We start from the raw sequence: 23,835 nt of genomic DNA, 5'->3' as shown, positions 1-23,835 counted from the left end.
AGTAGTTTGCCATATTCTTACACCCAACGATAAATCGTCATATGAGAAACGTTAATGCCACGATCATATAAGATTTCTTGAACTTCACGATAGCTAAGGTTATAACGAAGATGGTAGCCCACGGTTACAATAATCACATCCTGCTGAAATTGCTTTCCTTTAAAATGATTCATCGTCATTCCTCTTGCTATCTTTTTCTATTATTCTACTTTATTTGATAGTAGATTTAAAACTTTGCAACAGAACCAAAAGAAGTGCAAAACTTGATATGCGTCAATTTTTGTTTGCTAAAAGTGAGCTATATTACAGTTGTAAAGAGGAAAAGGCAGTATTCATTAATCTGCTGCCGATAAAATAAAAACACATAAAGGAGATAGGAATTATGGAAAAAGCTATATTGCAATTAGAAACGTTATCTTGTCCAAGTTGTATGCAAAAAATTGAAGGTGCCGTAAAATCAGTTAACGGTGTTGATAAAGACAGCATTAAAGTATTATTCAACTCCAGCAAAGTCAAAACCAATTTTGATCCAGCTGTCACTTCGATTGAAGAGATTCAAAAAGCTATCGAAAAAGTAGGCTATCCGGTCCTTAAAACAAAAGTTAAGGCCGCTTAACAGATTAAATGAACTAGGCAATTCTGGAAGAAAAGCTATTTTTTCAGGATTGCTTTTTTTGTTGCAATCCGATTCGAGGTGCTTAGAAACGATAAAAGAGAACTTTCTAAACTTGATGTCAGTCAATTAATTACTTAGGCAATTATCTTATACTGTATTTATCAATAAAAGAGAAATTAAATTTGGAGGGAAAAAGCATGCAACAATATATATTAAGCAAGAAAAATGTTATCACCGTCATCAGTGGATTGTTAATCGCACTCGGTTTCTTCAGTCACTTTGTTTTAGAAAACGTAGGACTTTCAGAGTGGTCTTTGATCATCGCCTCTGTCTTTGGGATTACGCCAATTGCCATTCAAGCATTTCAAGCAATGAAAGTCAAAGTCATCAGTATTGATGTCTTAGTCAGTATTGCAGCGATTGGTGCGCTTTTTATTCAAAATTATGAAGAATCGGCTATTGTCACGTTCTTATTCTTATTCGGACACTACTTGGAACAACGAACATTGAACCAAACGCGATCTGCTATCAAAGAATTGACTGAAATGGCACCCGAAAGCGCCTTGAAACAAATGGATAATGGCAAATTTGAAGAAGTAGAAGTGGATGATGTAGATGAAGGGGATATCTTGCTCGTTAAAACGGGTGCGAAAGTTCCAGTGGATGGCACAGTCCTTACGGGCGAAGGGCATATCAATGAAGCTAGCATTACAGGGGAAGCTGTTCCGGTCAACAAGCAAGCTGATGCAGAAGTTTTTGCAGGAACCATTTTAGAAAACGGAACGATTCAAATTAGAGCTGATCGAGTTGGTGAGGACACCACATTTGGAAAAATTATTGAACTCGTGGAAGAAGCACAAGATTCTAAATCCGAAGCGGAACGGTTCATTGATCGCTTTTCTAAATACTACACACCAGCTGTCTTGGTCCTGGCAATTGTTGTATGGGCGTTCAGTCAAAATATTGAGTTAGCAATCACCATCTTGGTTCTAGGTTGCCCAGGCGCATTAGTTATCGGAGTGCCTGTCTCAAACGTTGCCGGTATCGGGAATGGTGCTCGTAACGGTGTTCTTTTAAAAGGGAGTGAAGTCATTCAAGACTTCAGCAATGTGGATACAATTGTATTTGATAAGACAGGTACTTTAACTGTCGGAAACCCAACCGTTGCAGCGACTGAACTGTATAAAAAAGATTCTGCTGAAACGCTTAGCTATCTGGCCAGTGTGGAACGGGAATCAGATCATCCATTAGCAAAAGCGGTCTTAAACCAAATTGGAGAAACAAATTTTTATCCTGTTGAAGAAACTGAAGTCGTGAAAGGCAGCGGAATCGTTTCAAGTGTAGCTGGACATAGAGTGGCTGTTGGGAATGTGGCCTTGATGGAAAAAGAAAATGTTACTCTCAGCAAAAAAGTGCAAAAAGATGTCAAACGGTTTGAACAACAAGGGAACTCTCTCGTTTTGACAGCGGTCGACGGTGAATTAAAAGTACTGATGGGCATTCGCGATCAAGTCCGTCCGGGTGTGAAAGCTAATTTGCAAGAATTAAAAGACTTGGGCGTGAAAAATCTAGTCGTTCTTTCAGGAGATAACCAAGGAACCGTTGATGTGGTCGCCGGCGAACTTGGTTTGACCGAAGCTCACGGCCACATGTTGCCGGAAGACAAAGCGGCTTATATTGGAAAACTACAACAACGTGGTCAAATTGTAGCCTTTGTTGGAGATGGCGTTAACGATAGTCCGTCCTTAGCTTTAGCAGACATTGGAATCGCAATGGGAAGCGGAACGGACGTAGCGATTGAAACATCCGATGTCGTTTTAATGAACTCGAACTTCAGCAACTTGCCTCACGCATTAGGATTAGTAAAAGCCACCGCAAATAATATGAAACAAAATATCGTGATTTCAATTGGAGTAGTGTTGGTCTTGTTGACCAGCGTCTTCTTCAGCGAATGGATGAATATGTCTATCGGAATGTTGGTTCATGAAGGTAGTATCTTGGTGGTAATTTTCAATGGTATGAGATTAATGAAGTATAAGTTGAAAGGTCGAAAAGAACAAAAAGAAGTATCAACACCTGCAGAAAAAGTAAAAATATCTTAAGAATAAATTAGAGGATGAACATAGGTACTGATTGTCCCTTATTCAAAAAATAGTTTTTTGCGTATTGGGAAAAGTCTTTAATGGGATCAGAAACTTAAAGGATAATTATATCTAAACTTAGTTGATAAGGGTATATGAAATCTTATTTCTATGCAGATTTACCTAAAAAGTACCTTATAATTGTTATTTTCTGTTTAACAATTATAAGGTACTTTATTTTTCAACTTTGTTATTAATAACTTAATTATTTAACATCAAATTTACGACTACGTTGAATAAGTAGAAGTGTCACAACAACTGTGATGATAGTGTCAACGGCTGTGATCCAGAACACACTTAGTACACTTGCTGCAGTATCACTAATTACGAAACTTGATAACAAAGGTCCTAAGAAGTAAGTCAAGGAAGCCATGAAACTATAGTAACTTGTCAACTTACCATGACCAGTAGGGAAGTAACTTGTTAATACAGATAGACCAACTTGCCAGATACCACCAGCACCGAAGAAACCAACTGCGATACTACCGATACGTGCAGTCATTAGAGATGGTGAAAGTACCATCAATAATAAACCAAGTGCTGATAATGTTGAGTAAAGTAAGATTAAAGTTAAACGCTTAACTTTTGTAACAACAATAGCAGTCACAAAAACAGAAATCATAGATGACATTGCGTACCAAGATAATAGAGTTTTAGCAGTTGCAGGTGCAACACCTAATACGTTGATTCCAAAGTTTGGAATATATTGTGAGAATACGTAGAAAGTGAAGCAAATTGTAAAACCTAGAGCGATGATTAAGGAACCATCAATTGCCATTTTTGGTTGGTTAGCTGATGAAACAGTTGTTGTTTCTTGCTTAACTTCAGCCTTTGGTTCAGCCTTTTTGCTTTCATCATGAGGAGCAAATGGTGCCCATATAACAAGTAAAATATCTAAGAATAATGCGACAGCTAAAATAATTGCAGTTAATCTAGCATTTGAAACAGAAGCTACCCAGAATGGGAACAAGAATTGACATAATGACATCGCAGCTTTAACCAATGAATTCATTGTAGCTGATTTTTCTGGGAAAGCATCTGTTAGAGCTGGGTAACAAGCTGAATCACCAAAGGAGTTAGTAACACCAAAGAATAAAGCAGCAACACAAGCCATAAAGAGGTTGTGAGCAAATGCAGCACCTAATAAGAAAATAATATCGGAAGTGATTGCGATAATCATGGTTTTTTTACGGCCAATTTTATCCGAAATAACACCGGCAAATAAGATTGTTAAGATACGGCCGATACCAACAACTGAAAGCACAGTTGAGATACCTTTAACGTCAGTATTCCACGCCTTTTGGAAATAGGAACTGTATTGTGAAATGATGATTGTTGCCATACCAACTAAAGCAAAGTTGATATAAACACTGGCAGCGACGCCAGAATAATTTTGTTTTTTCATGACTTTCCACCCACCTAATTGTGATTTTTTTATCAATCTATTTACATTTTTAATATAAGTCATCTATTGAGTATTGTCTAATTGATATATTTTAAGTTAATCATATAAATATTCTATAGGATCTAATTATTTATAAATGTTTTAGTAATCGTAACCAATATTAATTTTATAGCATATAAAATATAAAATAATTATACATATAGACAAAATCGAAAATTAAAATAAATAAAGTCTATTGGAATTTTTCAAAAATAATAGATAAAATTAACGTATAATAAATGTGAAAAAGATAACAAGTTAGGAGGGGAACGGAATGGAATTCCCTATTGTATGTAAGAAAAATCAACCTAAAGCTAAAAGATCAGTATTAGCCTTCTATGTATACTTTAATTATTTCGTCTGGGGATCATCAATCATTCTGGTTTCTCAATTCCATAGTTGGTTCATGGAATTATGGCATACAGATCTAAAAGGAATTTCAATTGTTATTTCTATGTTAGGTTTAGGACATTTGATTACTGTGTTATTAGCGGGTTGGTTTTCAGATAAGTTTGGTAGAAAAAATACGATAATTATCGGAACAATTTCCAACATCATATTTTTGATAGGTTTATTAATAAGTAGAAATATTTGGATGGCTTCAATTTGTAGTTTATTTTTAGGCAATGCCAATTCATTTAATGATTCTGGTAGCTATCCTTTATTAACAGAGAAATTTTCAGAGAAACCTGCTAGTATGAATGCCTTAGTAAAAGCTTCAATGTCATTATCGCAAACAATCTTACCGTTAGTAATTGCAGCTGTACACAGTGCATACATCATTATTCCAGCTATGGCAGTGATGCTAGGATTACTTCTATTAAAAGTGAGTGTAACTAATTTTGGTAAAAATGAGACAATAGTTAAAGAAACAGTTAGTGAACAAACAGAAATCTTGGAAACTTCTACAAACAAGCCTTCTGTTTTGATTGATGGGGTAGGAATGGTAATATTGGGATTTACTTTATCATTTATATTTTATATGTACTCACAATATGCACCAGTATTTGCAGAAAAAGTTATCGGATCAACACCAGTTTTTTCTAAAACGTTGATTTCATGGTATGCTATTTCTTCTCTAATTTCGGTATTTATCACATCGACTGTAGTTAGAAAAGTACATCCATTTAAAGTATTGTTGGCATATTCAATTGTTGCTGCAGCGATGTTAGCTGTGATGGTTGTTCATCCAACTCCAACAATTGCACGTTTGACAAGTATCGCAATTGGTTTCTTTGCAGCAGGTGGTATATGGCAAGTTGGTCTAACAATTCTATCTCGTTATTTTCCACGAGAAAAAGGGAGAGTTACAGGATACTATAGTTTTGCGGCTGCTTTAACATATTTTGTGGGTCCGATTGTGTCTACCTTTATCCTAGATGATACAGCAGCCAGTTTAGTTCATGTATTTGTTTTAGATGTAGCTGTCTCAGTGTTAGGGATAATCGTAATGATAATTTTAGCAGTACGTTGCTTCAAGTATAAATTCATCTAAAAAAAGAATCACTAGAATGAATTAATTGAAATTCAGTTCTAGTGATTTTTATTATTTTCCAGCATCGGAATTTTGTTTAATAAAATTGATGAAATCTAAAGCAGCTGGAGATTGGTAATGACGCTTAAGAGTGGCCATGTAGATGAAGCGATGCCACTTAGGGAATTCAATTGGGATTTGTTTAACATCTAATGTTCTAAGAATTGGCATTTCTGGGACAATTCCTACACCAAAGTTAGCTGCAACCATACCAGCTACAGTTTCATCTTCGTCAACTTCGAAGACACTATCAGGGGTGCCACCGCAAATTGAAAATAGTTGTTCAGTTTCCGCACGTAAACCAGTATTAGAAGAATAAGTAATATATTTAAATTCTAAAGTGTCTTTCAAATTAATTTTGGCTTTATTAGCTAGAGGATGATCAAGTGGAGTTATGAATTTTAATTTTTGTTCATATACAGGGAAATAATCAACATCATCCAAGTTATCAATCTTTGAACAGAATGCAACGTCTACTTTTTCTTCTCTTAATTCGTCTAAGATTGAGTGTGAAAAACCAATACCACTTTCAAATTCGAAGGAAGGCTGTTTTTCTTCAGGAATATCATCTAAAAATTTTCGAATAGTAGCTGGTAACCAGTGAGAACTAATAGAACGTAGCATTGAAATTTTAATAACTTCTTTGTTATTTTCGGATTTCTTGGCTCTTTCAATAGCACGATTGAGTGATTCAATAGCAGCTAAGCTTTCTTCAACAAAGATTTTCCCACTACGAGTTAACTTAATGTTTCGACCAGATTTTTCGAATAATTTGATATTAACTTGACTCTCTAAGGAACTAATGGCGTAACTTAAAGAAGGTTGTGTAATATGTAACATTTCAGCAGCCTGTGTATAATTCTCAGTCTGAGCTAAGACATGAAGATATTGTAATTGTTGTAAATTCATAAAAGGCCCTCTTTTCAATTTTTTGATAACGATTGCAACGTATAGAAATATTATATCAATTATAGAAAAAATATCAATTAGACGTATAGAAATTATTGATATATATTAAAAGTGTAAAAATTAATTAAAGAAATCACAAACTCTGAGGAGGGTTTTATTATGAGTAAGAAAAATCCTATTACTATAAGTTCTTGGACATTGGGAGACAAGTGTACATTTGAACAACGTTGTAAAGCTGCTGCTGAAGCTGGCTATGATGGCATCGGTTTAAGAGCCGAAACATATGTAGATGCTTTAAATGAAGGGCTTACAGATAAAGATATTATAGATATTTTAAATAAATACAATATCACTTGTACAGAAGTAGAATACATCGTTCAATGGTGCGAAGAACCTCGCTCATATGAACAAAAGTATAAGGAACAAATGTGTTTCCATATGTGTGAACTATTTGGTGTAAAGCATATTAATACAGGTTTAATGGAAGATTATCCTGTAGACTATACTGCACAAAAACTTAGAGAGTTATGTGATAGAGCCGGAGATTTAATTATTGCCCTTGAACCAATGCCATATAGTGGTTTACCAAACTTAGATAAGACATGGAAAGTATTGCAAAAAGCTGATTGTGATAACGCAATGATGCTATTGGATACATGGCACTGGGTTCGTGCTAACCAACCTTATGATTTATTGACAAAAGAACAAGCTAAGAAAGTTATTTCTATCCAAATTGATGATGCTTATGAAAGACCATATGCAGATTCAATCTTGAGAGACGAATCAATGCATGATCGTTTAGCTCCAGGTGTGGGACAAGCTGACACAGTAGCATTCTTAAAGATGATCAAGGAAGCTGGTATCGATCCAAAAGTTGTTGGGGTTGAAGTTATTTCTGATAACTATATGTCCAAAGGTATTGATTGGGTAGCTGATTATACTTATAAGAATACAGAAAAAGTTTTGAAAGAAGCTTGGCCAGAAATTTTAAACTAATTGAATTGAGGAAAAGAGGTTAATATTTATGACTGAATGGTTAGGATTAAGAGATAAAGTTGTTGTAATTACAGGTGCTGCTGGTGGTATGGGAACAAAGTTTTCTCATGACTTTGCTGAACAAGGCGCTAAATTAGTATTGATGGATATCGCTGAAGAACGTGTTGAAAAATTAAGTAAAGAACTAGCTGATGAATTTAAAGTAGAAACACTTGCAGTTGTATGTAATTCTACAGATGAACATGATGTAGATGAAGCTGTAAAGAAGGTTGTTGATAAATTTGGTCGTGTTGACGTATTGGTTAACACAGCAGCAATTCTTCGTTTCTCACTATTAGAAGATTTAACATTTGATGAATGGAAACAACAAATTAATATTAATATTAATGGTTATTTCTTAACTTCTCAACGATTTGGTCGTCAAATGATTAAGCAAAAGAAAGGTACAATGGTTCATATTTCAACAGTTGCTTCTCATTTCCCAGAAACATACTCTGGTGCATATAGTACAACTAAAGCTGCTGTAAACATGATTTCTAAACAAATAGCAGCTGAATGGGGACAATTTGGTGTACGTAGTAACTGTGTACTTCCTTGCTTAGTTAAGACTCCATTATCAAAAGACTTCTACAAAGATAAAGAAGTTGAAGATGGACGTAGTCGTTTAGTAGCAAGCAAGCGTATTGGTGAATTAAAGGATATTTCTAATACTGTACTATTCTTAGCAAGTGATCGTTCAGATTATACAAATGGTGATGAAATCAATGTTGATGGTGGTATCGGTATTATGATGCAAGATATGATTCCAAAGCCAGGTGGACGTCGTCAATATGCAATTGACCACCACAAGAAGTAATTTAGTGGAGTGAAAAATATGACTGAAAAGAAAGTAATTACTGCTCAAGCTCAAGGGCATAACGGACCAATTGATTTGGAAATTGGAGTTGAAAATCAAGAAATTGTAAATGTTGATGTAAAGAAACATTCTGAAACAAAAGGTATCTTTAATCAAGTTTTCTCAAAATTAAGAGATGATATTCTTGATAATCAAAGTTTTGATATTGATGCAATTAGTGGCGCTACTGTCATGAGTGATGCAATTTTGAAATCAGCTAAAGATGCGGTGGAAGAAGCAGAAGTAAAGATTGATTCTAAGAAAAAAGATATTCCTCATGTAACCGAAGAATTGCATACAGATGTTGTTGTTATCGGTGGTGGAGAAGCTGGCTTAGTTGCTGGATGCCGTGCCTTAAAATTAGGAAAGAAAGTAATTTTAGTAGAAAAAAATGGTTACTTAGGTGGAGCTACAATCCTAAATGGTTCTAATGTAACTGCAACAGGTTCTAAAGTTGCTAAGAATATTTTTGGTGATGAAGCGGATAATGATACACCAGAAAAATTAGCAGATGATGTTAGACGTGAATCAAAAGATACTAATGTTCCTGAGTTAACTAATTTAATGGCAAATAACATTGGTGATGCAATTGATTTTATCTCTGAGTTTGCTGGTTTAGAATATCGAAAAGCTCAAACTCAAACACCAGAACATTCAGTTGAACGTCAAGTTGAATTACCAACATCAAGTAGTTATGAATTTATCACTAAAGTTGCTAAAGCTTTTGAAGAAAAAGGTGGTCAAATCTTACTTGATAGCCGAGTAGAAGAAGTTATAACTGACGGTGATAAGATTACAGGTATTGTGACTGAAGGAAAGCATAAAACAACCAAGATTTTTGCTTCGGCAGTAGTTCTAGCTTCCGGTGGTTATGGTGCTAATACAAAGATGCGTGGACCAGAAAGTCAAGGTTTATACTATTATGGTCCAATGACATCAACTGGCGATGCTTATCAATTCTTAGCTCCATTACAATTGAAGACAAGAAACTTAGGCTGGTATAAAGTATATCCTCATGGGGTGGAAACCGAACCAGGAATTGCTAAGTTAACAACATATGCATCTAAACTTGCTACTGATATGGGAGCAATTTATGTTAATACAGATGGTAAACGAATCGTTAATGAATCTGATGTATATGCTGAATTAAGAGATGCAGTCTTAAAACAAAAAGACAGAGTAGCATTCTTAGTAATGGATAAGCGAACATGGGATGAATTCTATAAGTTGTTAGTCTTACATGACTTTAGTGAAAGTGAAATCGCTGATTACTTTGCAAAGGACGGAAAGAGTAATCCAATTCTTGTGAAGGGTAGTTTACAAGAGGTTGCACAAAAAGCAGGTATTGATGTAGCTGGTTTAAGTGAAACTGTTCAAAAATACAATGACTATGCTAAACAAGGAAAAGATGAAGAATTTGGCCGAGATAGTAAATTCTTACATGAATATGAAGGCGATGAATTTTACATCATTGAACAACGTGATCGTTTTGCAACCACATTAGGTGGATTTGTAACAGATGCAGATCTACATCTACAATTTGAAAATGGTAATAAATTAGCTAATGTAGTTGCTGCAGGTGAAGTAATCGGTGGAGCAAATGGACACGATTCTATGCCAAGTATGATGAACTCATGGGGTATTTCTTCCGGATTTGTAGCAGGAAAAGAAGCAGCTGAAATAAGTGAAAATTAACTTTAAAGGGGATAATTAAAATGGAACGTATCGATGGACATACTTTATTAATTGGTTTGATGGCATATCCTATTAGACATTCTATGTCACCAACAATGCATAACAATGCTTTTGCTAAATTAGGTTTAAACTATGCATATTTAGCATTTGAAATTGATAATGATAAACTAGAAAAAGCTGTAGATGCAATTAGAACTTTAGATATGCGTGGATCTAACGTATCTATGCCAAATAAGCAAAAGATTATTCCTTATTTGGATAAATTAGATCCAGCAGCTAAAATGGCAGGTGCTGTAAATACAGTTGTAAACGATAATGGTGTATTAACTGGATATACAACTGACGGAACAGGTTTCATGAAGTCTTTAGCTGATGAAGGCTTAGACATTCGTGGTAAGAAGATGACATTAGCAGGTGCTGGTGGTGCTGGTACTCCAATCGCAATTCAAGCAGCACTTGATGGAGTAAAGGAAATTTCTATCTTCAATTTAGAAGATGCTCAATGGGCACAAGCTGAAAAGAACGTTGAAATCATCAATCGTGAAACAGATTGTAAAGCAACATTACATCATCTAGAAGATAAAGAAGACTTTAAGAAGGAAATTGCTTCAAGTTATATCTATTGCGATGCTACAGGTGTAGGTATGAAACCATTAGAAGACATGACATTAGTTGAAGATCCTAGTTGGTTCCACAAAGATATGATTGTTTTCGATACAGTTTATGCACCTAGAGAAACCAAATTAATGAAAGTTGCTAAAGAAGCTGGCGTAGATCATGTTCTTAATGGCTTAGGTATGATGTTAGAACAAGGTGCAGAGGCATTCAAGTTATGGACAGGTGAAGATATGCCTGTAGACTACATCAGAGAATTATTATTTAGCGAAGATAACTAGGCGGTGAATTTGATGAGGATAGTCAAAGTAAGAAATGTTGAATTCGGTACGGGCCGTCCTAAAATAGCTGTTCCAATTACCGGAAAATCAAGTGATGATATCATAAAACAAGCTGAAACAATTATGTCTAGCAATAACGCTGATTTAATTGAATGGAGAATAGATTTCTTTGATCAAGTTGAAGATGCTGAAAAGTTGGTTGAAACAGCCAAAAAACTACGCCAAGTTATGAGTGAAATGCCTTTATTAACTACATTTAGAACTCATTTCGAAGGTGGAGTTAAAAAATTATCAGAAGAAGAATATTTTGATATTTGTCGCGTATTGATTAAAGAAAAGGCAACAGATTTGTTGGACTTAGAATTGTTCAGAAAAACAAGTAAGCTAAAGGAAATTATTGCTGAAGCTCATGAAAATAATATCTATATTATCATGAGTAATCATGACTTCGATAAGACTCCTGCAACTTCTGAATTAGAAAGACGACTAACTTTGATGAAGACTTACGGTGCTGATATTGCTAAGATTGCAGTAATGCCTAATAGTGCACGTGATGTCCTAAATCTATTGTTAGCCACAGATAACATGAAGTACAAATTAAATTGTCCATTAATTACAATGGCGATGGGAGACTTAGGTAAAGTAACCAGAATAAGTGGTGAAGTCTTTGGTTCTTGCTTAACATTTGGTACAGTAGGCGATGCTTCTGCACCAGGACAAATTGAAAGTACTAACTTAAAAGGAATCTTAGATACATTAAAGCTTGACTAAACAAAAAGAAGTTGAATCAACTTTTGGTTCAACTTCTTTTTTAGATGTATTATAAAGAATTTAATGCATCTGTAGTTTCGTCATTGTCAATATGCGTGTAAAGTGTAGTTGTAGCAGTAGAACTATGTCCCAATTGCTGTGCAGTTAAAACGAGGTTATTGGTTTGTTTATATAATCTAGTAGCCAGAGTATGCCTTAACTTATGAGGGGTAACTCTGACTTTAAAGCCTTTAGAGTATTTGGAGACCATTTTTTCAATAGCCGATCCAGTAATACGCTTAGAGCCACCTCGACTGATTGCTAAGAAGAATGCTTTTTCATATTTGTCTGCACGATAACGACTAGCACGGATATCACGATAATTAGCTAGATATTCCATTGCAAAGGCGGCAATTCTGACAGAGTCTTTTTTATTTCCTTTTCTAAGAACAGCAACTCGATTGTTTTCGAAATCTAAATCTTCAATATTGATATTAACAACTTCAGATAAACGGAGACCGGATCCTAACATTAAAGCATTGATAGCTAAATCTCTTTCAACATCGCGATTGTAGAATTTCTTAGCTTGAGTAGATAATGACTGAGGATAAACTTCTTTGATATATTGTAGATATTCATCAGTTTCATCATCCAAAAATAACTTTTCTTCTAAGGCATCAGCTCTAGCTTGTAGCGTTTGCTTATCAGCCACATTATCAATACTTTGCATAACGTCGTGTGTTAAAAATGGTTTCTCTTGAGAGTTATTAGCACTTCTGCTTAAGAACTTAAATATCACCTTTAAAGCAGTGATATTGCGCTGAATAGTTACTTTAGATAGAGTCTCAGTAGATTCTTCTTTATGACCATTTTTATCAAGAGCTTTTTTATTTTGCTTTTTTCGGCGTAAAAGATAAGATTTGTATTCAGTAGCAGTACGAACTGTAAGCTTATCAAGCGATTCTGGGGCGATGTCACTAGTTTTATTTTCGTTAACATAATGATTTTCAATCAACCAAATCAAAAATTGATGGAAATTCTTCAAGTATTCAAGAATAGTATTAGGAGAATATTCATCAGCGGTTTTTACAATAACAAAATCATTCATAAAATAAGGGAGTTCATGTAATAACTCATCGATTTTTTTATTAGCAACTTCTTTTTGCATATTTATCCTCCGAACATTCATTTGATAATAGTATTATACCATGAAATTTAAGTTTCGTGTTAAATATAACTTGTACTTTGTGTTAATTCATAATGTAAATATATATGTTAAGTGGTAAATGGTAATGAAATAAGTCTTACTTAAGAGTAGAAGTAAGACTTTTAATTAAGGCATACAGATGTATTACAATAAAAAGAGGGGAATGTAGACAAATTACATGTGAGATAAAGTAATCTTTTTTGAATTAAACTACTGTACGAAAATAATCTTATTAATAAAGAAAATAGTATAATAAAATATAAGTAGAGTATAGTAATGTACCTGTATAAAGGTGAATTTAATCATAATGTTATTTCTGTGAACGAAGGAGATGTTCAAAAATGAAAATTACAACTCAAATTAGTCTTGATGATGTTTTGGATAATTTTGAAAGATCATGGACTATCGTTCGTATGAAAGATGGACGAGTATTAAATTTATATATTGTTGATGTTGATGATGAGTTCCAGAGAAATGATGAAGAAGATGAACCAGAGTTAAAAGCTATCGTTTATAACACTACAGATAGTAATTCTTATGGTAATGGGATTGCTTTTGATGATATTGACAGTATTGAACTAGATCCTGACAAAAATTAATTAAAAAGCTGTCATGCAATTTCAACTTTACCGGAGGAGTTGAGAATTAATGAAAATAAATAATGCAACTAAACTTTGGGATGTTATAAAAGCTTTTAATTGGAAATGGTGTGTAGTTACTTTAAAGAATGGTAAAAGAATAAATTTATATATTGTGGATGTAGATCATGAAGCATTTGGCTATAATATTATAGTTTATAATTATACTGGTAGTAAATCTTATGGTAATGATATTTCATTTAGTGATATAGATGAAATTGAATTATATAAGAGTGAGGAGTAATATTGATCTAGATTTAAGTGGTCTCAAGAGATTGGAGAGATACTAGTGAAAGCTATAGATGTTTTTTATTTAGAAAGTGAAGATGTTTCAAGTGTTGTTGTACCAAGAACAAAAAAATTTAAAATTGGAGATAAAATAATGGATAAAAATGGTACAGTGTATGAAGTACATAGTTTTGAACATATATGTCGTACTTTCAAAGATATAACTGGTCTAGTAGTCCATGGAAAGTTTGAAGGTGATATTGTGAATTTAGTAGATGAAGAGTAGATAATAGCTGTTAAACTGCTTTTTACAATCAAAAACTACTAGCAATTATTAGTTTAAAAAGGACATTGATACTCTTATAGGAAGTGATAAAAATGTGTACAGCAATTACTTTAAATGGTAATAGTAATTATTTTGGAAGAAACTTAGATTTAGATTTTTCATATGGTGAGGAGGTAATCATTACTCCGGCTGAATATGAGTTTAAATTTAGAAAGGAAAAAGCTATAAAGAATCATAAATCATTAATAGGTGTTGGAATTGTCGCTAATGATTATCCACTGTATTTTGATGCTATTAATGAGGATGGACTAGGAATGGCAGGATTGAATTTTCCTGGAAATGCATATTATAGCGATGCTTTAGAGAATGATAAAGATAATATTACGCCGTTCGAGTTTATTCCATGGATTCTGGGACAGTGTAGCGATGTTAATGAAGCAAGAAATTTAGTTGAAAGAATAAATCTCATTAATCTTAGTTTTAGCGAACAATTACCTTTAGCAGGGTTACATTGGTTAATTGCAGATAGAGAAAAATCCATTGTAGTAGAAGTAACTAAATCTGGCGTACATATTTATGATAATCCAATCGGAGTATTGACTAATAATCCGGAATTTAATTATCAGATGTACAATCTGAATAAATATCGCAACTTATCTATCAGTACACCACAAAATACATTCTCAGATAGCGTGGATTTAAAGGTAGACGGTACCGGTTTTGGTGGTATTGGCTTACCAGGCGATGTATCTCCCGAATCTCGTTTTGTGAGAGCTGCTTTTAGCAAGTTAAATTCAAGTAAAGGGACGACCGTAGAAGAAGATATTACTCAGTTTTTCCATATACTAGGGACAGTAGAACAGATAAAGGGCGTTAATAAGACAGAATCAGGAAAAGAAGAATATACTGTATATTCGAATTGCTATGATTTGGACAACAAAACGTTATATTATACAACCTATGAAAATAGACAAATAGTGTCTGTTACTTTAAATAAAGATAAGAATGGTAATAAGTTAGTCGTATATCCATTTGAAAGAAAACAAGTAATAAATAAGTTGAATTAAGCAAAATAACTGGTATCATAGTAAGGTACCAGTTTTATTTATTGTGATAAATATAAAATTACATTGCAACTATAAGTGTTTTAAAACAAAAAAAGCTGAATTTAATTCAGCCATTAAGTCTTTACTTGTCTGTCAAATATATCTTTCTTAAATCTAAAACTTCTTGTTCATTCAACTTCAATTCTGTATGCAAATAATTATTTATCCCACCAAAGTTATCTTTCATCAACTGCAAAGCATGATTTAAATAAGCTTCATTAACTTCAAATAGTGCCTTGATATTTTCAGACATTATAGGTCCCATTCCACTTACATCAGCTATTTTTTTAGCACGAACTGTTTCTGTATAGATATTGGATGCCAAGTAATCTTGATGAATAGTTCTATCATCTATGCCAAGAGCAGTTAACAAATAAACAGCTCCCATACCAGTTCTATCTTTACCAGCTGTACAATGAAACAATAGGGCTTCATTTTCTTTATCATTAGCTAACAATAAATCGAAGAATTGGCGATATGCTTTTTTAGCCCCATCTGTAAGTACAATATCTTTATAGGCTTTCAACATATCCTCAAAACCAGCATTTTTAATCTTGCTGTAGGTCTTATATCTAGTCTCTTGATCTTTCTTAGTACTACGAGTCTCATCCTCTGAAAAAACTGGATTAAAATGATAATGAACATTATTGCTAATTCGATCAGGTTCAACTTCCTTTTCAGATATTGAACGGAAATCTACGTCGTATCTAAGACCATAGTTATCTAAATAGTTAACGTCTCGTTCAGATAAATATGCCAAATTAGCAGAACGCAGAATTTTATGCTTTTTAATCTTACGTCCATCTAATGTTTTATAGCTGCCTAAATCACGAAAATTAAATCCATGTTTTATATCTAGTAATAGTGGTTTTTGTTCCATATAATCCCTCCATGGAGTGTGGCTTTAAATATGATTTTAACAAAAAATAAGCCTATTACCAAACATAAGTTATTAGATCCAGTTTCGTTTTTCAGCTAAATTTACAGCTTCTAAACGCGAACGTGTTCCTGTCTTACTGAGAATAGAGGAGATATAATTTCTAATAGTACCTTCAGACAAGAAAAATTTTTGTGCCAATTCTTTAGTTGAAGCACAAGTTTTTAAAGCTGCCAGAATTTCTTGCTCGCGATCTGTTAGGGGATTATCAACAGTATTCAAAACACTAGTAACAAGTTTAGGATCAAATACTGTATCACCATTCATTATTGTCTTTATTGCATTAACCAAAGAATTGCTTGGACTATCTTTTAATAAATATCCATTAACCCTTGCTGCAAGGGCGTCTTTGAAATATTTGCTACGTGCAAATGTAGTTAAAATTATGATTTTTATATCCAATTTCATTAGGCGAAGTTGCTTGGCAATTTCTAGCCCAGAAAGTCCTGGCATTTCAATATCCAGAATAGCAACATCTGGCTTTAGCATAATAACTTTTTCCAATGCTGCCTGACCATCTGTTTCAGTTCCGACTACTGAAAAATCATCTTCTAAGTCAAGTAACATCGCCAAAGCACTATTTAACATTTGCTGATCTTCAGCCAAAAATATACTGACCATTCTCAATCACCCTTTACAATAGGAATACTTATATCTATTTTAGCACCATTATCATTATCAAAACTAACATTACCATCTAGATAATCAATTCTCTTTTTTATCCCAGATAAACCAAATGAATTTTTATAAGATATATTTTTATCAAAACCAATCCCATTATCATGCACAGTTATTAAATATTGATTTTTCTTCTGACTAAAAGTAACACTAAAGAGATTCCCATGACTGTAACGAATAGCATTAGTAACCAACTCAGTAATAATTTGACTTATTGTATTTTGAATATCCTTATTCCAATCTACTGTAATCTCTTCGTTTTTTGTATGTAGCATTATACCAGATTTATCTAGATTAGATTGTTGTATATCCAAAGTTTGTAGTATTGTAGAGTGTTTCATATCTGCTACAATTTCTCTAACCAAGTCTAAATTTTGACGGGAGGCCGATGCAATGTCTTTTAATTGTTGTTTAGCCAATACTGGATCTTTCTCTAATAACTTTTCAGCTAATTCAGCTTTTAGGGCTAACATAGAAAAAGATTGCCCCAAATTATCATGTAATTGTTGAGCTATTCTGTCACGTTCACTATGTCTAGCTATTAATTCTAAACGATTATTTTGTTTTCCTAAACGATAACTCTTTGACAAAGAATTTGAAGCTGGAATTGTTCCAAAAATGAATAAATAATTGATAATAGCTGCTGGTACATCTCCCACTGCCATACTAGGTAATGGATAAGCTAGATATAAACTTATCGTAGATAAAATATAATAAGGAACAATCACTAATTTTGCGTTTTTCATATTAATACTAAAAGTTCCAATAATAAAACCTGTATAAATATATAAAAATGGATATCTTGCAAAGAAAGAGAGTGTAGCTGCCAAAATTAATTGACAAAAAATATTAATAACTACTCCTTTATCTCTGGCTAAAAAACAATCTCTATAAACTTTGACAAAAATAATTAGTAAAATTAACGTTATATTACGCATAATAGTGGGCAATGTAAGTAACACACTTACTGCTGGAAATAACCATAGTAACCAGAAATAAGGGGCTAGTCCGACGTAACTTGGAAATAATACGTGCTTTTTTAAAAACTTCTTCATCAGTTTTTTCAATCCTTTTTTGAAGTAAATATATAACTAATTCCTAGAGCTAAGACTAACACAACAAACCAAATTATTAAACCTACAAGCGAATTATAGTTGATGCTATTTCCATGTAAAATGTTATTAGATAAATTCGAAATGTAGTATGTTGGTGTTATTTTACCAATTTTTTGTAACCATTGTGGAAGTACACTAAGTGGCCACCATAAGCCACTACAAATTGCCATAGGAAAAACTAAAATGTTGGCTAAAGCATTGATAACATTACTATCTTTAAATGATGAAATCAAAATGCCTAATAAAACGAGAGGCAAGCTCATAATAGGAATTAGAATTAATAAAAGTATCCAGACCTTTGTCGGTAATGTGAGATTATTAACTAAAATACCGGCTAAACCAATTCCTACAAGACAAAGTAAGTTTAATACTTCAAAAATAATGACCATTTCAATATAATACATAAATTTAGGAAAAGGGCTTAAATCTATAAATAGTGTAAATTTACGGTCTATATCGGAACTTAGTGTATGTGCGACTGTCATAATAGATCCAAGTAGAATTCCGTAAATCGCCATACTTACTAAATAATCTACCTTCCATTGCATTGTATTACTATATTGTGGTAAGGCTTTTGTAAAAAGTAAATAGAACGTTAAAGGCATTGCTAAATCAAACATGAAGAATGCTGGGTTTCTTAGGATTATGCGTTTAAAATCAATTTCAAGTTGATATAAAAAATTAGTCATGATTATTCCTCGTTTCTAATTAAAGAGTCCATTAATGTATCTAAGTTTTGTTGTCTAATTTCTAAATTATCAATTGCTGATAAATAGGGGACTAACTGAGTTATTAAGCTATTAACATCACTTGTAATAAGTGTATAATGGTGGTTCAATTCACTTACTCTAAGTACAGCTGGTAATTTATTAAAAATATCTTCTATCAACTCACTATTGAAGGTTACTTGAACCTTTTTTAACTGTTTTCCCATCTCAGTTAAACTACCATCAAAAATAATCTTTTGATTATGCAGAAAAATAAATCTATTAGCAACTTTTTCTAATTCTTCTAAATAATGACTAGTAATTAAAAATGTTTTCCCTTGTTTCTTTAACTCATCGATATGTTTCCAAAATTTAGTGCGACTTTCCGCATCCATTCCTACAGTAGGTTCGTCTAAGAAAATTAGATCTGGATTTCCTGCCAAAGTAAGAGCGAACTGTAGCTTTCTTTTTTGACCTCCAGATAATTTATCCATAGGGTGGTTTGTATAATTTTGTAACTCTGATAAAGCTAATATCGCTTGATAAGACATAGGATTACGATAATATGTTCTAGTTAATTTGATTATTTCTTTCACTGTTATTCGATCTAAGGAGATATTTTCCTGCATCATTACTCCAATTAAATTTCTATCAAATTTTTCTTTCTCAAAAATCTTACTTTGTCCACTATCTTGTTGAATTAACTTCGTAATAATATTGATCAAAGTAGATTTTCCAGCACCATTTTTACCGATTAAGGCAACAATTTCTCCAGATTGAATTGAAAAATTAATATCATTTAAAACAACTTTATTTTTATATTTTTTATTGATATTTTTTACTTCAAGTGCGGTGGTCATAATTTATCATCCTTCCCTGTATTACATCTTCAATATAGACAAAATCAGTTAAGGTTAATAGAATTGAAAGTCATTACTCTTCATGACAATTGTCATAAGAACTATTAAGATGCATGGAATTAATACTATTAAGTAAATAATTAGAGTAATTTTGAAAATACTTACTATTCATGGTGCTGGAACTATACTAATTGTTGTATAATTTAGGTATGCGATGTTTGAAAGGGGTATAATTAATGAACCAAGATGAATTAAAGCAATTAGTAGGTACAAAGGCAGTTGAATGGATTAAAGATGGCATGATTGTCGGTCTAGGAACAGGTTCAACTGTTAAATACATGGTTGATGCACTTGGAAAACGTGTAAACGAAGAAGGTCTAGACATTGTTGGTGTTACAACTTCCATTAGAACAGCTGAACAAGCTAAGTCTTTGGGTATTGTTATCAAAGATATTGATGAAGTTGATCATATTGATTTAACAATCGATGGTGCTGACGAAATTTCTTCTGACTTCCAAGGAATTAAAGGTGGCGGTGCAGCTTTACTATACGAAAAGATTGTTGCAACTAAATCTAATAAGAATATGTGGATTGTCGATGAAAGTAAAATGGTCGATGATCTAGGACAATTTCCATTACCAGTTGAAGTTATCCCTTATGGTAGTGGTACTGTCTTTAAACGTTTTGAAGAAAAAGGATTAAATCCGGAATTTAGAAAAAATGAAGATGGTAGCTTACTTCATACAGACTCTGATAACTATATTATCGATCTTCACTTAGGTAAAATTGAAAATCCTAAAGAACTTGGAGATTACCTAATTAATCAAGTAGGAGTTGTCGAACACGGATTATTCTTAGACATCGTAAATACTGTTATTGTTGGGCGTCAAGATGGCCCTGAGGTTCTTGAAGCCAGATAATTCGAGGTGAATTTATATGAAAATAGCTCCTTCTATTCTTAGCGCTGATGTGTTAAATCTAGGTGCTGATGTACAAAAAGTAGAAGATGCCGGTGCTGAATATCTCCATATTGATATTATGGATGGAAATTTTGTTCCTAATCTATCTTTTGGTGCTAATGTAGTTAAAGCATTAAGACTACAAAGCAAAATGGTTTTTGACGTTCATTTGATGGTGAATAACCCTGAAAATTGGGTAGAAGACTTCATAAAAGCCGGTGCAGACATTGTAGGTGTTCATTATGAAGCTACACCACACATTCATCGTGCATTAGATTTAATCAAGAAAAACAATGCTAAAGCTGAAGTAGTAATTAATCCAGGAACACCAGTTAATGCAATTGAAAGTGTTCTATCAATTGTTGATCAAGTACTTGTTATGACAGTTAATCCTGGATTTGGTGGACAAAAATTCATACCAGAAACATTAGAAAAGATTCGCCAACTACATCAAATAAAAGAAGAACGAAATCTTAATTTTGATATAGAAGTTGATGGTGGAATTAACGAAGAAACTGTTAAGTTATGTCGAGAAGCTGGCGCAACAGTTGCAGTTGCCGGGTCATATGTTTTTAATTCAGGTAATGAAACTCATGCTGAAAGAATAAATAAATTACGTAATTAATATATAGAAGATACTACTGTGATTAGTGGTATCTTCTATTTTTATATATTGATGAAAGCGTGGGGAAAAATGACTATACATGATTCGAATGTTCGGGAAAAATTACTTCAATTAGGAAGTCAAAAACGGTATAATTTTACAGCTGAATATGCAAGGTGTGGTTACAAAGTTACATATAGGCGTGGATTAGATAGAGATAAATTAGCTCCAACAATTATGTTCAAAAATGTTAAGATAAATAACAATCTAGTTACAGATCATCTGTGGTTCAACTACGCAAGAGGCTTTACTGAGTTGGGAAAACTAATTGTTGGGGATGTTATTAGTTTTAATGCAAGAGTTGCTAGCTATGAGAAATTAGGACATAAAATAGATTATAAATTAGAACGTCCAACAAAAGTTAAATTAGTTTCCCATAAAAATGGTAAAGATGCTTTGCCTATACCCAACACTACAAAAGGTAAAAATGAGTTGTTGGGATACATTATGCTAGAGAATAAAAAATTTTATCAAGAAAATAATCGTTCATATTACCTATGGTATGTTGAAAAGTATAAAAAATTCTTAGATCAAAGATCTTCTAACACTGTTTAATAATAGATACACTTTAAAGTTTCCAATTTACTATAAAGATTAGGGTTTTTTTTGTCATGATTAATTCTTAATTCATCTTTCTAAAAAATGTACGTTTTTCATAAAGATCGATAGAGAGAAAACCAAACAGTGTAATATAATCTCATTATAGCTTTATTGATTAATTTTGATGTTTATCAAAAATCATATTTTTTCAGAAAGTTAAAATAACTTTTTATTTTATTGGAAATTAATTTCCTAATTTTGATTTTAATAATCTGTCTACGATCTGTTGTTTTTAAAGACAAATTTGTATACCATTAATTTATATAACTGATTCCATTCAATAATCCTTTATCAAAACAATTATATTAACATACCAATCCTTATATTATATGGATATTCAACTTTTTAAATAAGTAAAAACAATTATTTACTTATATTTTTGTTTTTACCCTTGCTTTTATTCGTAAATGAGAGTAAAGTTATATTTGTAAGTTAAGGAAAGCATTTACATTTATTAAGGTGGTAATTATATATGAATAAAATTATTATTAGCAAGTTAAACAATGACGAAAATAAGATTGAATGGCGTATTTCTAACAGTGAAACTGGACATTACTTAAATATTTCAATTTCCCGTGCATTAGAAGATGCTATGAAGAAAAAGCGTAATTTATCCTTTAACCGCTTTGAATCTGAACAAATTAACAATTTGTCTCACTTAGTTACAAACATTCAAGAAGACTATGTTCTTAATATTGATGAATCCAATATTAGCTCTAGTTATTTACCATTAAGGGGTATCGACGCATTATCATATATGAAAACCGTCGAATAAGCGATTATAAGTATTAAATTAAGTTGTTATTTTAATACTTATCTTGGATATACTTAAGTATTCTTAATTGATTAAAGATTTGTCTGTTAACAACCTCTATTTTAATGATAGAGGTTGTTTTTTTTGTTAAATATTTTACAGTTGCATTGTTTTTGACTAATTAAATATTTAAATTCTCTTATTATTCCTTTGTATTCTTGCTATATCTACTTTTTAGGTTTATATTAATTCTAGTTATTTTTCGAAGGGAATGGTTACATGTATTACAATGCAGCTCTAGTTTTAGAAGGTGGTGCAATGCGTGGCCTCTATACTTCTGGCGTTCTAGATACCTTTTTGGAACATGATATTCAATTTGATTGTGTTATTGGAGTTTCTGCAGGGTCCCTAAATGGTGCTAATTTCGTTTCAAAACAATATCAAAGAACTTATAATGTAAATGTTAAATACCGTAAAGATCATGACTATATCTCTTTAGCACGCCCTTTTAAGCATGAAAGTATTATTAACTTAGATTTCTTATTTGATGATCATGGATTAGATTGGCATAATTTCGATAATAAAGCTTATTTAAAGTCTGAAACTGATTTTATTGTTGTAGCTACTTCTCTAGAAAGCGGAAAAGCTGTGACGCTACGTAATCCCCAACCTGGCCAAGACTTAATTGATGCTTTAGAAGCTTCTTCATCTATGCCTTTCATCTCAAAGCCACATAATACTTCTAAAGGACTTTGTCTAGATGGTGGTATTGCTAACTCTGTCCCTTTTGATATCGCTCAAAAAATGGGTTTTCAAAAAATTGTAGTTGTTCGTACTCGTCCGCGTGATTATCGCAAAAAGCCTACTAGTTTTGCTTTAAAACGCCTCTACAGTAATAGTTTCAAGGAATACCCAGAATTCGTTAAAACGGCTATCAGACGTCCTGAAATGTATAACCATTCTGTTGAAGTTTTAAATAAACTTGAACAGAATGAAGAAATTTTCTGTCTAGCACCTAAAGATCCAGTTAAAGTTGGTAGACTTGAACACAATATTAAAAAGATGACTGAACTCTATAATATAGGTAAAAATGATGCTGAAAGTAATCTTGAAGCAATGCTTAACTATCTTCAAAAAAGTGAACCTCTATATGACTAAAATACATTTTAAAAGCAAAAAACATGATATCTACCTAGTAAAAACTAAGCGATACCATGTTT

The 23,835-nt window shown here is 32.7% G+C and carries 25 protein-coding genes and 1 pseudogene; 17 read left to right on the top strand and 9 right to left on the bottom strand.

What is annotated here, in order from left to right; all coding sequences use genetic code 11:
* Positions 1-20 precede the first annotated feature (20 nt).
* Positions 21-173 (bottom strand): annotated as a pseudogene (locus NOU10_RS04835) (IS6 family transposase); the annotation flags it as partial.
* Positions 174-382: 209 nt separating this feature from the next.
* Between NOU10_RS04835 and NOU10_RS04830 the strand changes: the two are divergent.
* Positions 383-616, top strand: a complete 234-nt coding sequence (locus NOU10_RS04830; protein WP_003706757.1) for a heavy-metal-associated domain-containing protein — start codon at positions 383-385, stop codon at positions 614-616.
* Positions 617-813: 197 nt separating this feature from the next.
* A complete protein-coding gene (locus NOU10_RS04825; protein ID WP_255906186.1) occupies positions 814-2,718 on the top strand; it encodes a heavy metal translocating P-type ATPase in 1,905 nt (634 codons plus the stop codon).
* 244 nt (positions 2,719-2,962) lie between these two features.
* On the opposite strand, the gene NOU10_RS04820 is transcribed toward NOU10_RS04825, so the two are convergent.
* Positions 2,963-4,162, bottom strand: a complete 1,200-nt coding sequence (locus NOU10_RS04820; protein ID WP_255906185.1) for an MFS transporter — start codon at positions 4,160-4,162, stop codon at positions 2,963-2,965.
* A gap of 313 nt (positions 4,163-4,475) precedes the next feature.
* On the opposite strand from NOU10_RS04820, the gene NOU10_RS04815 reads away from it, so the two are divergent.
* Positions 4,476-5,696, top strand: coding sequence for an MFS transporter (locus NOU10_RS04815; RefSeq protein WP_255906184.1), 1,221 nt, complete (start codon positions 4,476-4,478; stop codon positions 5,694-5,696).
* 51 nt (positions 5,697-5,747) lie between these two features.
* Here the strand turns inward: NOU10_RS04815 and NOU10_RS04810 are convergent, their stop codons facing one another.
* Positions 5,748-6,644: a LysR family transcriptional regulator gene (locus NOU10_RS04810; RefSeq protein ID WP_255906183.1), complete on the bottom strand. Its 897-nt coding sequence runs from the start codon at positions 6,642-6,644 to the stop codon at positions 5,748-5,750.
* A 159-nt stretch (positions 6,645-6,803) separates the two neighbouring features.
* On the opposite strand from NOU10_RS04810, the gene NOU10_RS04805 reads away from it, so the two are divergent.
* Genes NOU10_RS04805 through aroD form a run of 5 tightly spaced genes read left to right on the top strand, consistent with a single transcriptional unit; the run spans position 6,804 to position 11,897 of the window.
* Complete coding sequence (locus NOU10_RS04805; protein WP_255906182.1) at positions 6,804-7,640, top strand: sugar phosphate isomerase/epimerase; 837 nt, start codon at positions 6,804-6,806, stop codon at positions 7,638-7,640.
* Between the two features lie 28 nt (positions 7,641-7,668).
* A complete protein-coding gene (locus tag NOU10_RS04800) occupies positions 7,669-8,496 on the top strand; it encodes an SDR family NAD(P)-dependent oxidoreductase (protein WP_255906181.1) in 828 nt (275 codons plus the stop codon).
* 18 nt (positions 8,497-8,514) lie between these two features.
* Positions 8,515-10,230 (top strand): FAD-dependent oxidoreductase, encoded by a 1,716-nt coding sequence (locus NOU10_RS04795; protein WP_255906180.1) that lies wholly within the window; start codon positions 8,515-8,517, stop codon positions 10,228-10,230.
* Positions 10,231-10,250: 20 nt separating this feature from the next.
* Positions 10,251-11,126, top strand: a complete 876-nt coding sequence (locus tag NOU10_RS04790; protein WP_255906179.1) for a shikimate dehydrogenase — start codon at positions 10,251-10,253, stop codon at positions 11,124-11,126.
* A 12-nt stretch (positions 11,127-11,138) separates the two neighbouring features.
* Positions 11,139-11,897 (top strand): type I 3-dehydroquinate dehydratase, encoded by a 759-nt coding sequence (gene aroD / locus NOU10_RS04785; protein WP_255906178.1) that lies wholly within the window; start codon positions 11,139-11,141, stop codon positions 11,895-11,897.
* Between the two features lie 49 nt (positions 11,898-11,946).
* Here the strand turns inward: aroD and xerS are convergent, their stop codons facing one another.
* Positions 11,947-13,044, bottom strand: coding sequence for a tyrosine recombinase XerS (gene xerS, locus NOU10_RS04780; RefSeq protein ID WP_250201188.1), 1,098 nt, complete (start codon positions 13,042-13,044; stop codon positions 11,947-11,949).
* Between the two features lie 380 nt (positions 13,045-13,424).
* Here xerS and NOU10_RS04775 point away from each other — a divergent pair, with 380 nt between their 5' ends.
* The 4 genes from NOU10_RS04775 to bsh all read left to right on the top strand — a co-directional run bounded on the left by NOU10_RS04775 (position 13,425) and on the right by bsh (position 15,302).
* Positions 13,425-13,682, top strand: a complete 258-nt coding sequence (locus NOU10_RS04775; protein ID WP_255906177.1) for a hypothetical protein — start codon at positions 13,425-13,427, stop codon at positions 13,680-13,682.
* A 49-nt stretch (positions 13,683-13,731) separates the two neighbouring features.
* Complete coding sequence (locus tag NOU10_RS04770; RefSeq protein WP_255906175.1) at positions 13,732-13,965, top strand: hypothetical protein; 234 nt, start codon at positions 13,732-13,734, stop codon at positions 13,963-13,965.
* 45 nt (positions 13,966-14,010) lie between these two features.
* Positions 14,011-14,235 (top strand): hypothetical protein, encoded by a 225-nt coding sequence (locus NOU10_RS04765; protein WP_003706766.1) that lies wholly within the window; start codon positions 14,011-14,013, stop codon positions 14,233-14,235.
* Between the two features lie 92 nt (positions 14,236-14,327).
* On the top strand, positions 14,328-15,302 hold the full coding sequence (bsh, locus tag NOU10_RS04760) for a choloylglycine hydrolase (protein ID WP_255906174.1): 975 nt from the start codon (positions 14,328-14,330) through the stop codon (positions 15,300-15,302).
* 121 nt (positions 15,303-15,423) lie between these two features.
* Here the strand turns inward: bsh and NOU10_RS04755 are convergent, their stop codons facing one another.
* The 5 genes from NOU10_RS04755 to NOU10_RS04735 form a co-directional block, all read right to left on the bottom strand.
* The gene (locus NOU10_RS04755; protein WP_255906173.1) at positions 15,424-16,221 is read right to left on the bottom strand and encodes a tyrosine-protein phosphatase; all 798 of its coding nucleotides are present in this window, start codon (positions 16,219-16,221) and stop codon (positions 15,424-15,426) included.
* A gap of 72 nt (positions 16,222-16,293) precedes the next feature.
* Positions 16,294-16,899: a response regulator transcription factor gene (locus tag NOU10_RS04750; protein WP_223657178.1), complete on the bottom strand. Its 606-nt coding sequence runs from the start codon at positions 16,897-16,899 to the stop codon at positions 16,294-16,296.
* 2 nt (positions 16,900-16,901) lie between these two features.
* Entirely contained in the window at positions 16,902-18,011 is a 1,110-nt protein-coding gene (locus tag NOU10_RS04745; RefSeq protein ID WP_204770826.1) for a sensor histidine kinase, read from the bottom strand.
* An 8-nt stretch (positions 18,012-18,019) separates the two neighbouring features.
* A complete protein-coding gene (locus tag NOU10_RS04740; RefSeq protein WP_255906171.1) occupies positions 18,020-18,760 on the bottom strand; it encodes an ABC transporter permease in 741 nt (246 codons plus the stop codon).
* Positions 18,761-18,762: 2 nt separating this feature from the next.
* Positions 18,763-19,638: an ABC transporter ATP-binding protein gene (locus NOU10_RS04735; protein WP_250201197.1), complete on the bottom strand. Its 876-nt coding sequence runs from the start codon at positions 19,636-19,638 to the stop codon at positions 18,763-18,765.
* Between the two features lie 236 nt (positions 19,639-19,874).
* Between NOU10_RS04735 and rpiA the strand changes: the two genes are divergently transcribed.
* From rpiA to NOU10_RS04710, 5 genes are all read left to right on the top strand, one after another.
* Positions 19,875-20,558, top strand: coding sequence for a ribose-5-phosphate isomerase RpiA (rpiA, locus tag NOU10_RS04730; RefSeq protein WP_003706781.1), 684 nt, complete (start codon positions 19,875-19,877; stop codon positions 20,556-20,558).
* 16 nt (positions 20,559-20,574) lie between these two features.
* The gene (rpe, locus tag NOU10_RS04725; RefSeq protein WP_255906170.1) at positions 20,575-21,222 is read left to right on the top strand and encodes a ribulose-phosphate 3-epimerase; all 648 of its coding nucleotides are present in this window, start codon (positions 20,575-20,577) and stop codon (positions 21,220-21,222) included.
* Positions 21,223-21,291: 69 nt separating this feature from the next.
* A complete protein-coding gene (locus NOU10_RS04720) occupies positions 21,292-21,816 on the top strand; it encodes a hypothetical protein (protein ID WP_255906169.1) in 525 nt (174 codons plus the stop codon).
* A 517-nt stretch (positions 21,817-22,333) separates the two neighbouring features.
* Positions 22,334-22,636, top strand: coding sequence for a hypothetical protein (locus NOU10_RS04715; protein ID WP_003699490.1), 303 nt, complete (start codon positions 22,334-22,336; stop codon positions 22,634-22,636).
* A gap of 258 nt (positions 22,637-22,894) precedes the next feature.
* A complete protein-coding gene (locus NOU10_RS04710; RefSeq protein WP_255906168.1) occupies positions 22,895-23,773 on the top strand; it encodes a patatin family protein in 879 nt (292 codons plus the stop codon).
* Positions 23,774-23,835 lie beyond the last annotated feature (62 nt).

The organism is Ligilactobacillus sp. MP3 (assembly GCF_024436335.1).
GTDB lineage: Bacteria > Bacillota > Bacilli > Lactobacillales > Lactobacillaceae > Ligilactobacillus > Ligilactobacillus salivarius.
This window is presented reverse-complemented; position numbering and strand designations above follow the sequence as displayed.

What these genes read in the sequence shown, in the direction of transcription:
- NOU10_RS04830 (WP_003706757.1), top strand. Translation starts at nt 383, where the DNA reads ATGGAAAAAGCTATATTGCAATTAGAAACGTTATCTTGTCCAAGTTGT.
- NOU10_RS04825 (WP_255906186.1), top strand. Translation starts at nt 814, where the DNA reads ATGCAACAATATATATTAAGCAAGAAAAATGTTATCACCGTCATCAGT.
- NOU10_RS04820 (WP_255906185.1), bottom strand. Translation starts at nt 4,162, where the DNA reads ATGAAAAAACAAAATTATTCTGGCGTCGCTGCCAGTGTTTATATCAAC.
- NOU10_RS04815 (WP_255906184.1), top strand. Translation starts at nt 4,476, where the DNA reads ATGGAATTCCCTATTGTATGTAAGAAAAATCAACCTAAAGCTAAAAGA.
- NOU10_RS04810 (WP_255906183.1), bottom strand. Translation starts at nt 6,644, where the DNA reads ATGAATTTACAACAATTACAATATCTTCATGTCTTAGCTCAGACTGAG.
- NOU10_RS04805 (WP_255906182.1), top strand. Translation starts at nt 6,804, where the DNA reads ATGAGTAAGAAAAATCCTATTACTATAAGTTCTTGGACATTGGGAGAC.
- NOU10_RS04800 (WP_255906181.1), top strand. Translation starts at nt 7,669, where the DNA reads ATGACTGAATGGTTAGGATTAAGAGATAAAGTTGTTGTAATTACAGGT.
- NOU10_RS04795 (WP_255906180.1), top strand. Translation starts at nt 8,515, where the DNA reads ATGACTGAAAAGAAAGTAATTACTGCTCAAGCTCAAGGGCATAACGGA.
- NOU10_RS04790 (WP_255906179.1), top strand. Translation starts at nt 10,251, where the DNA reads ATGGAACGTATCGATGGACATACTTTATTAATTGGTTTGATGGCATAT.
- aroD (WP_255906178.1), top strand. Translation starts at nt 11,139, where the DNA reads ATGAGGATAGTCAAAGTAAGAAATGTTGAATTCGGTACGGGCCGTCCT.
- xerS (WP_250201188.1), bottom strand. Translation starts at nt 13,044, where the DNA reads ATGCAAAAAGAAGTTGCTAATAAAAAAATCGATGAGTTATTACATGAA.
- NOU10_RS04775 (WP_255906177.1), top strand. Translation starts at nt 13,425, where the DNA reads ATGAAAATTACAACTCAAATTAGTCTTGATGATGTTTTGGATAATTTT.
- NOU10_RS04770 (WP_255906175.1), top strand. Translation starts at nt 13,732, where the DNA reads ATGAAAATAAATAATGCAACTAAACTTTGGGATGTTATAAAAGCTTTT.
- bsh (WP_255906174.1), top strand. Translation starts at nt 14,328, where the DNA reads ATGTGTACAGCAATTACTTTAAATGGTAATAGTAATTATTTTGGAAGA.
- NOU10_RS04755 (WP_255906173.1), bottom strand. Translation starts at nt 16,221, where the DNA reads ATGGAACAAAAACCACTATTACTAGATATAAAACATGGATTTAATTTT.
- NOU10_RS04750 (WP_223657178.1), bottom strand. Translation starts at nt 16,899, where the DNA reads ATGGTCAGTATATTTTTGGCTGAAGATCAGCAAATGTTAAATAGTGCT.
- NOU10_RS04745 (WP_204770826.1), bottom strand. Translation starts at nt 18,011, where the DNA reads ATGAAGAAGTTTTTAAAAAAGCACGTATTATTTCCAAGTTACGTCGGA.
- NOU10_RS04740 (WP_255906171.1), bottom strand. Translation starts at nt 18,760, where the DNA reads ATGACTAATTTTTTATATCAACTTGAAATTGATTTTAAACGCATAATC.
- NOU10_RS04735 (WP_250201197.1), bottom strand. Translation starts at nt 19,638, where the DNA reads ATGACCACCGCACTTGAAGTAAAAAATATCAATAAAAAATATAAAAAT.
- rpiA (WP_003706781.1), top strand. Translation starts at nt 19,875, where the DNA reads ATGAACCAAGATGAATTAAAGCAATTAGTAGGTACAAAGGCAGTTGAA.
- rpe (WP_255906170.1), top strand. Translation starts at nt 20,575, where the DNA reads ATGAAAATAGCTCCTTCTATTCTTAGCGCTGATGTGTTAAATCTAGGT.
- NOU10_RS04720 (WP_255906169.1), top strand. Translation starts at nt 21,292, where the DNA reads ATGACTATACATGATTCGAATGTTCGGGAAAAATTACTTCAATTAGGA.
- NOU10_RS04715 (WP_003699490.1), top strand. Translation starts at nt 22,334, where the DNA reads ATGAATAAAATTATTATTAGCAAGTTAAACAATGACGAAAATAAGATT.
- NOU10_RS04710 (WP_255906168.1), top strand. Translation starts at nt 22,895, where the DNA reads ATGTATTACAATGCAGCTCTAGTTTTAGAAGGTGGTGCAATGCGTGGC.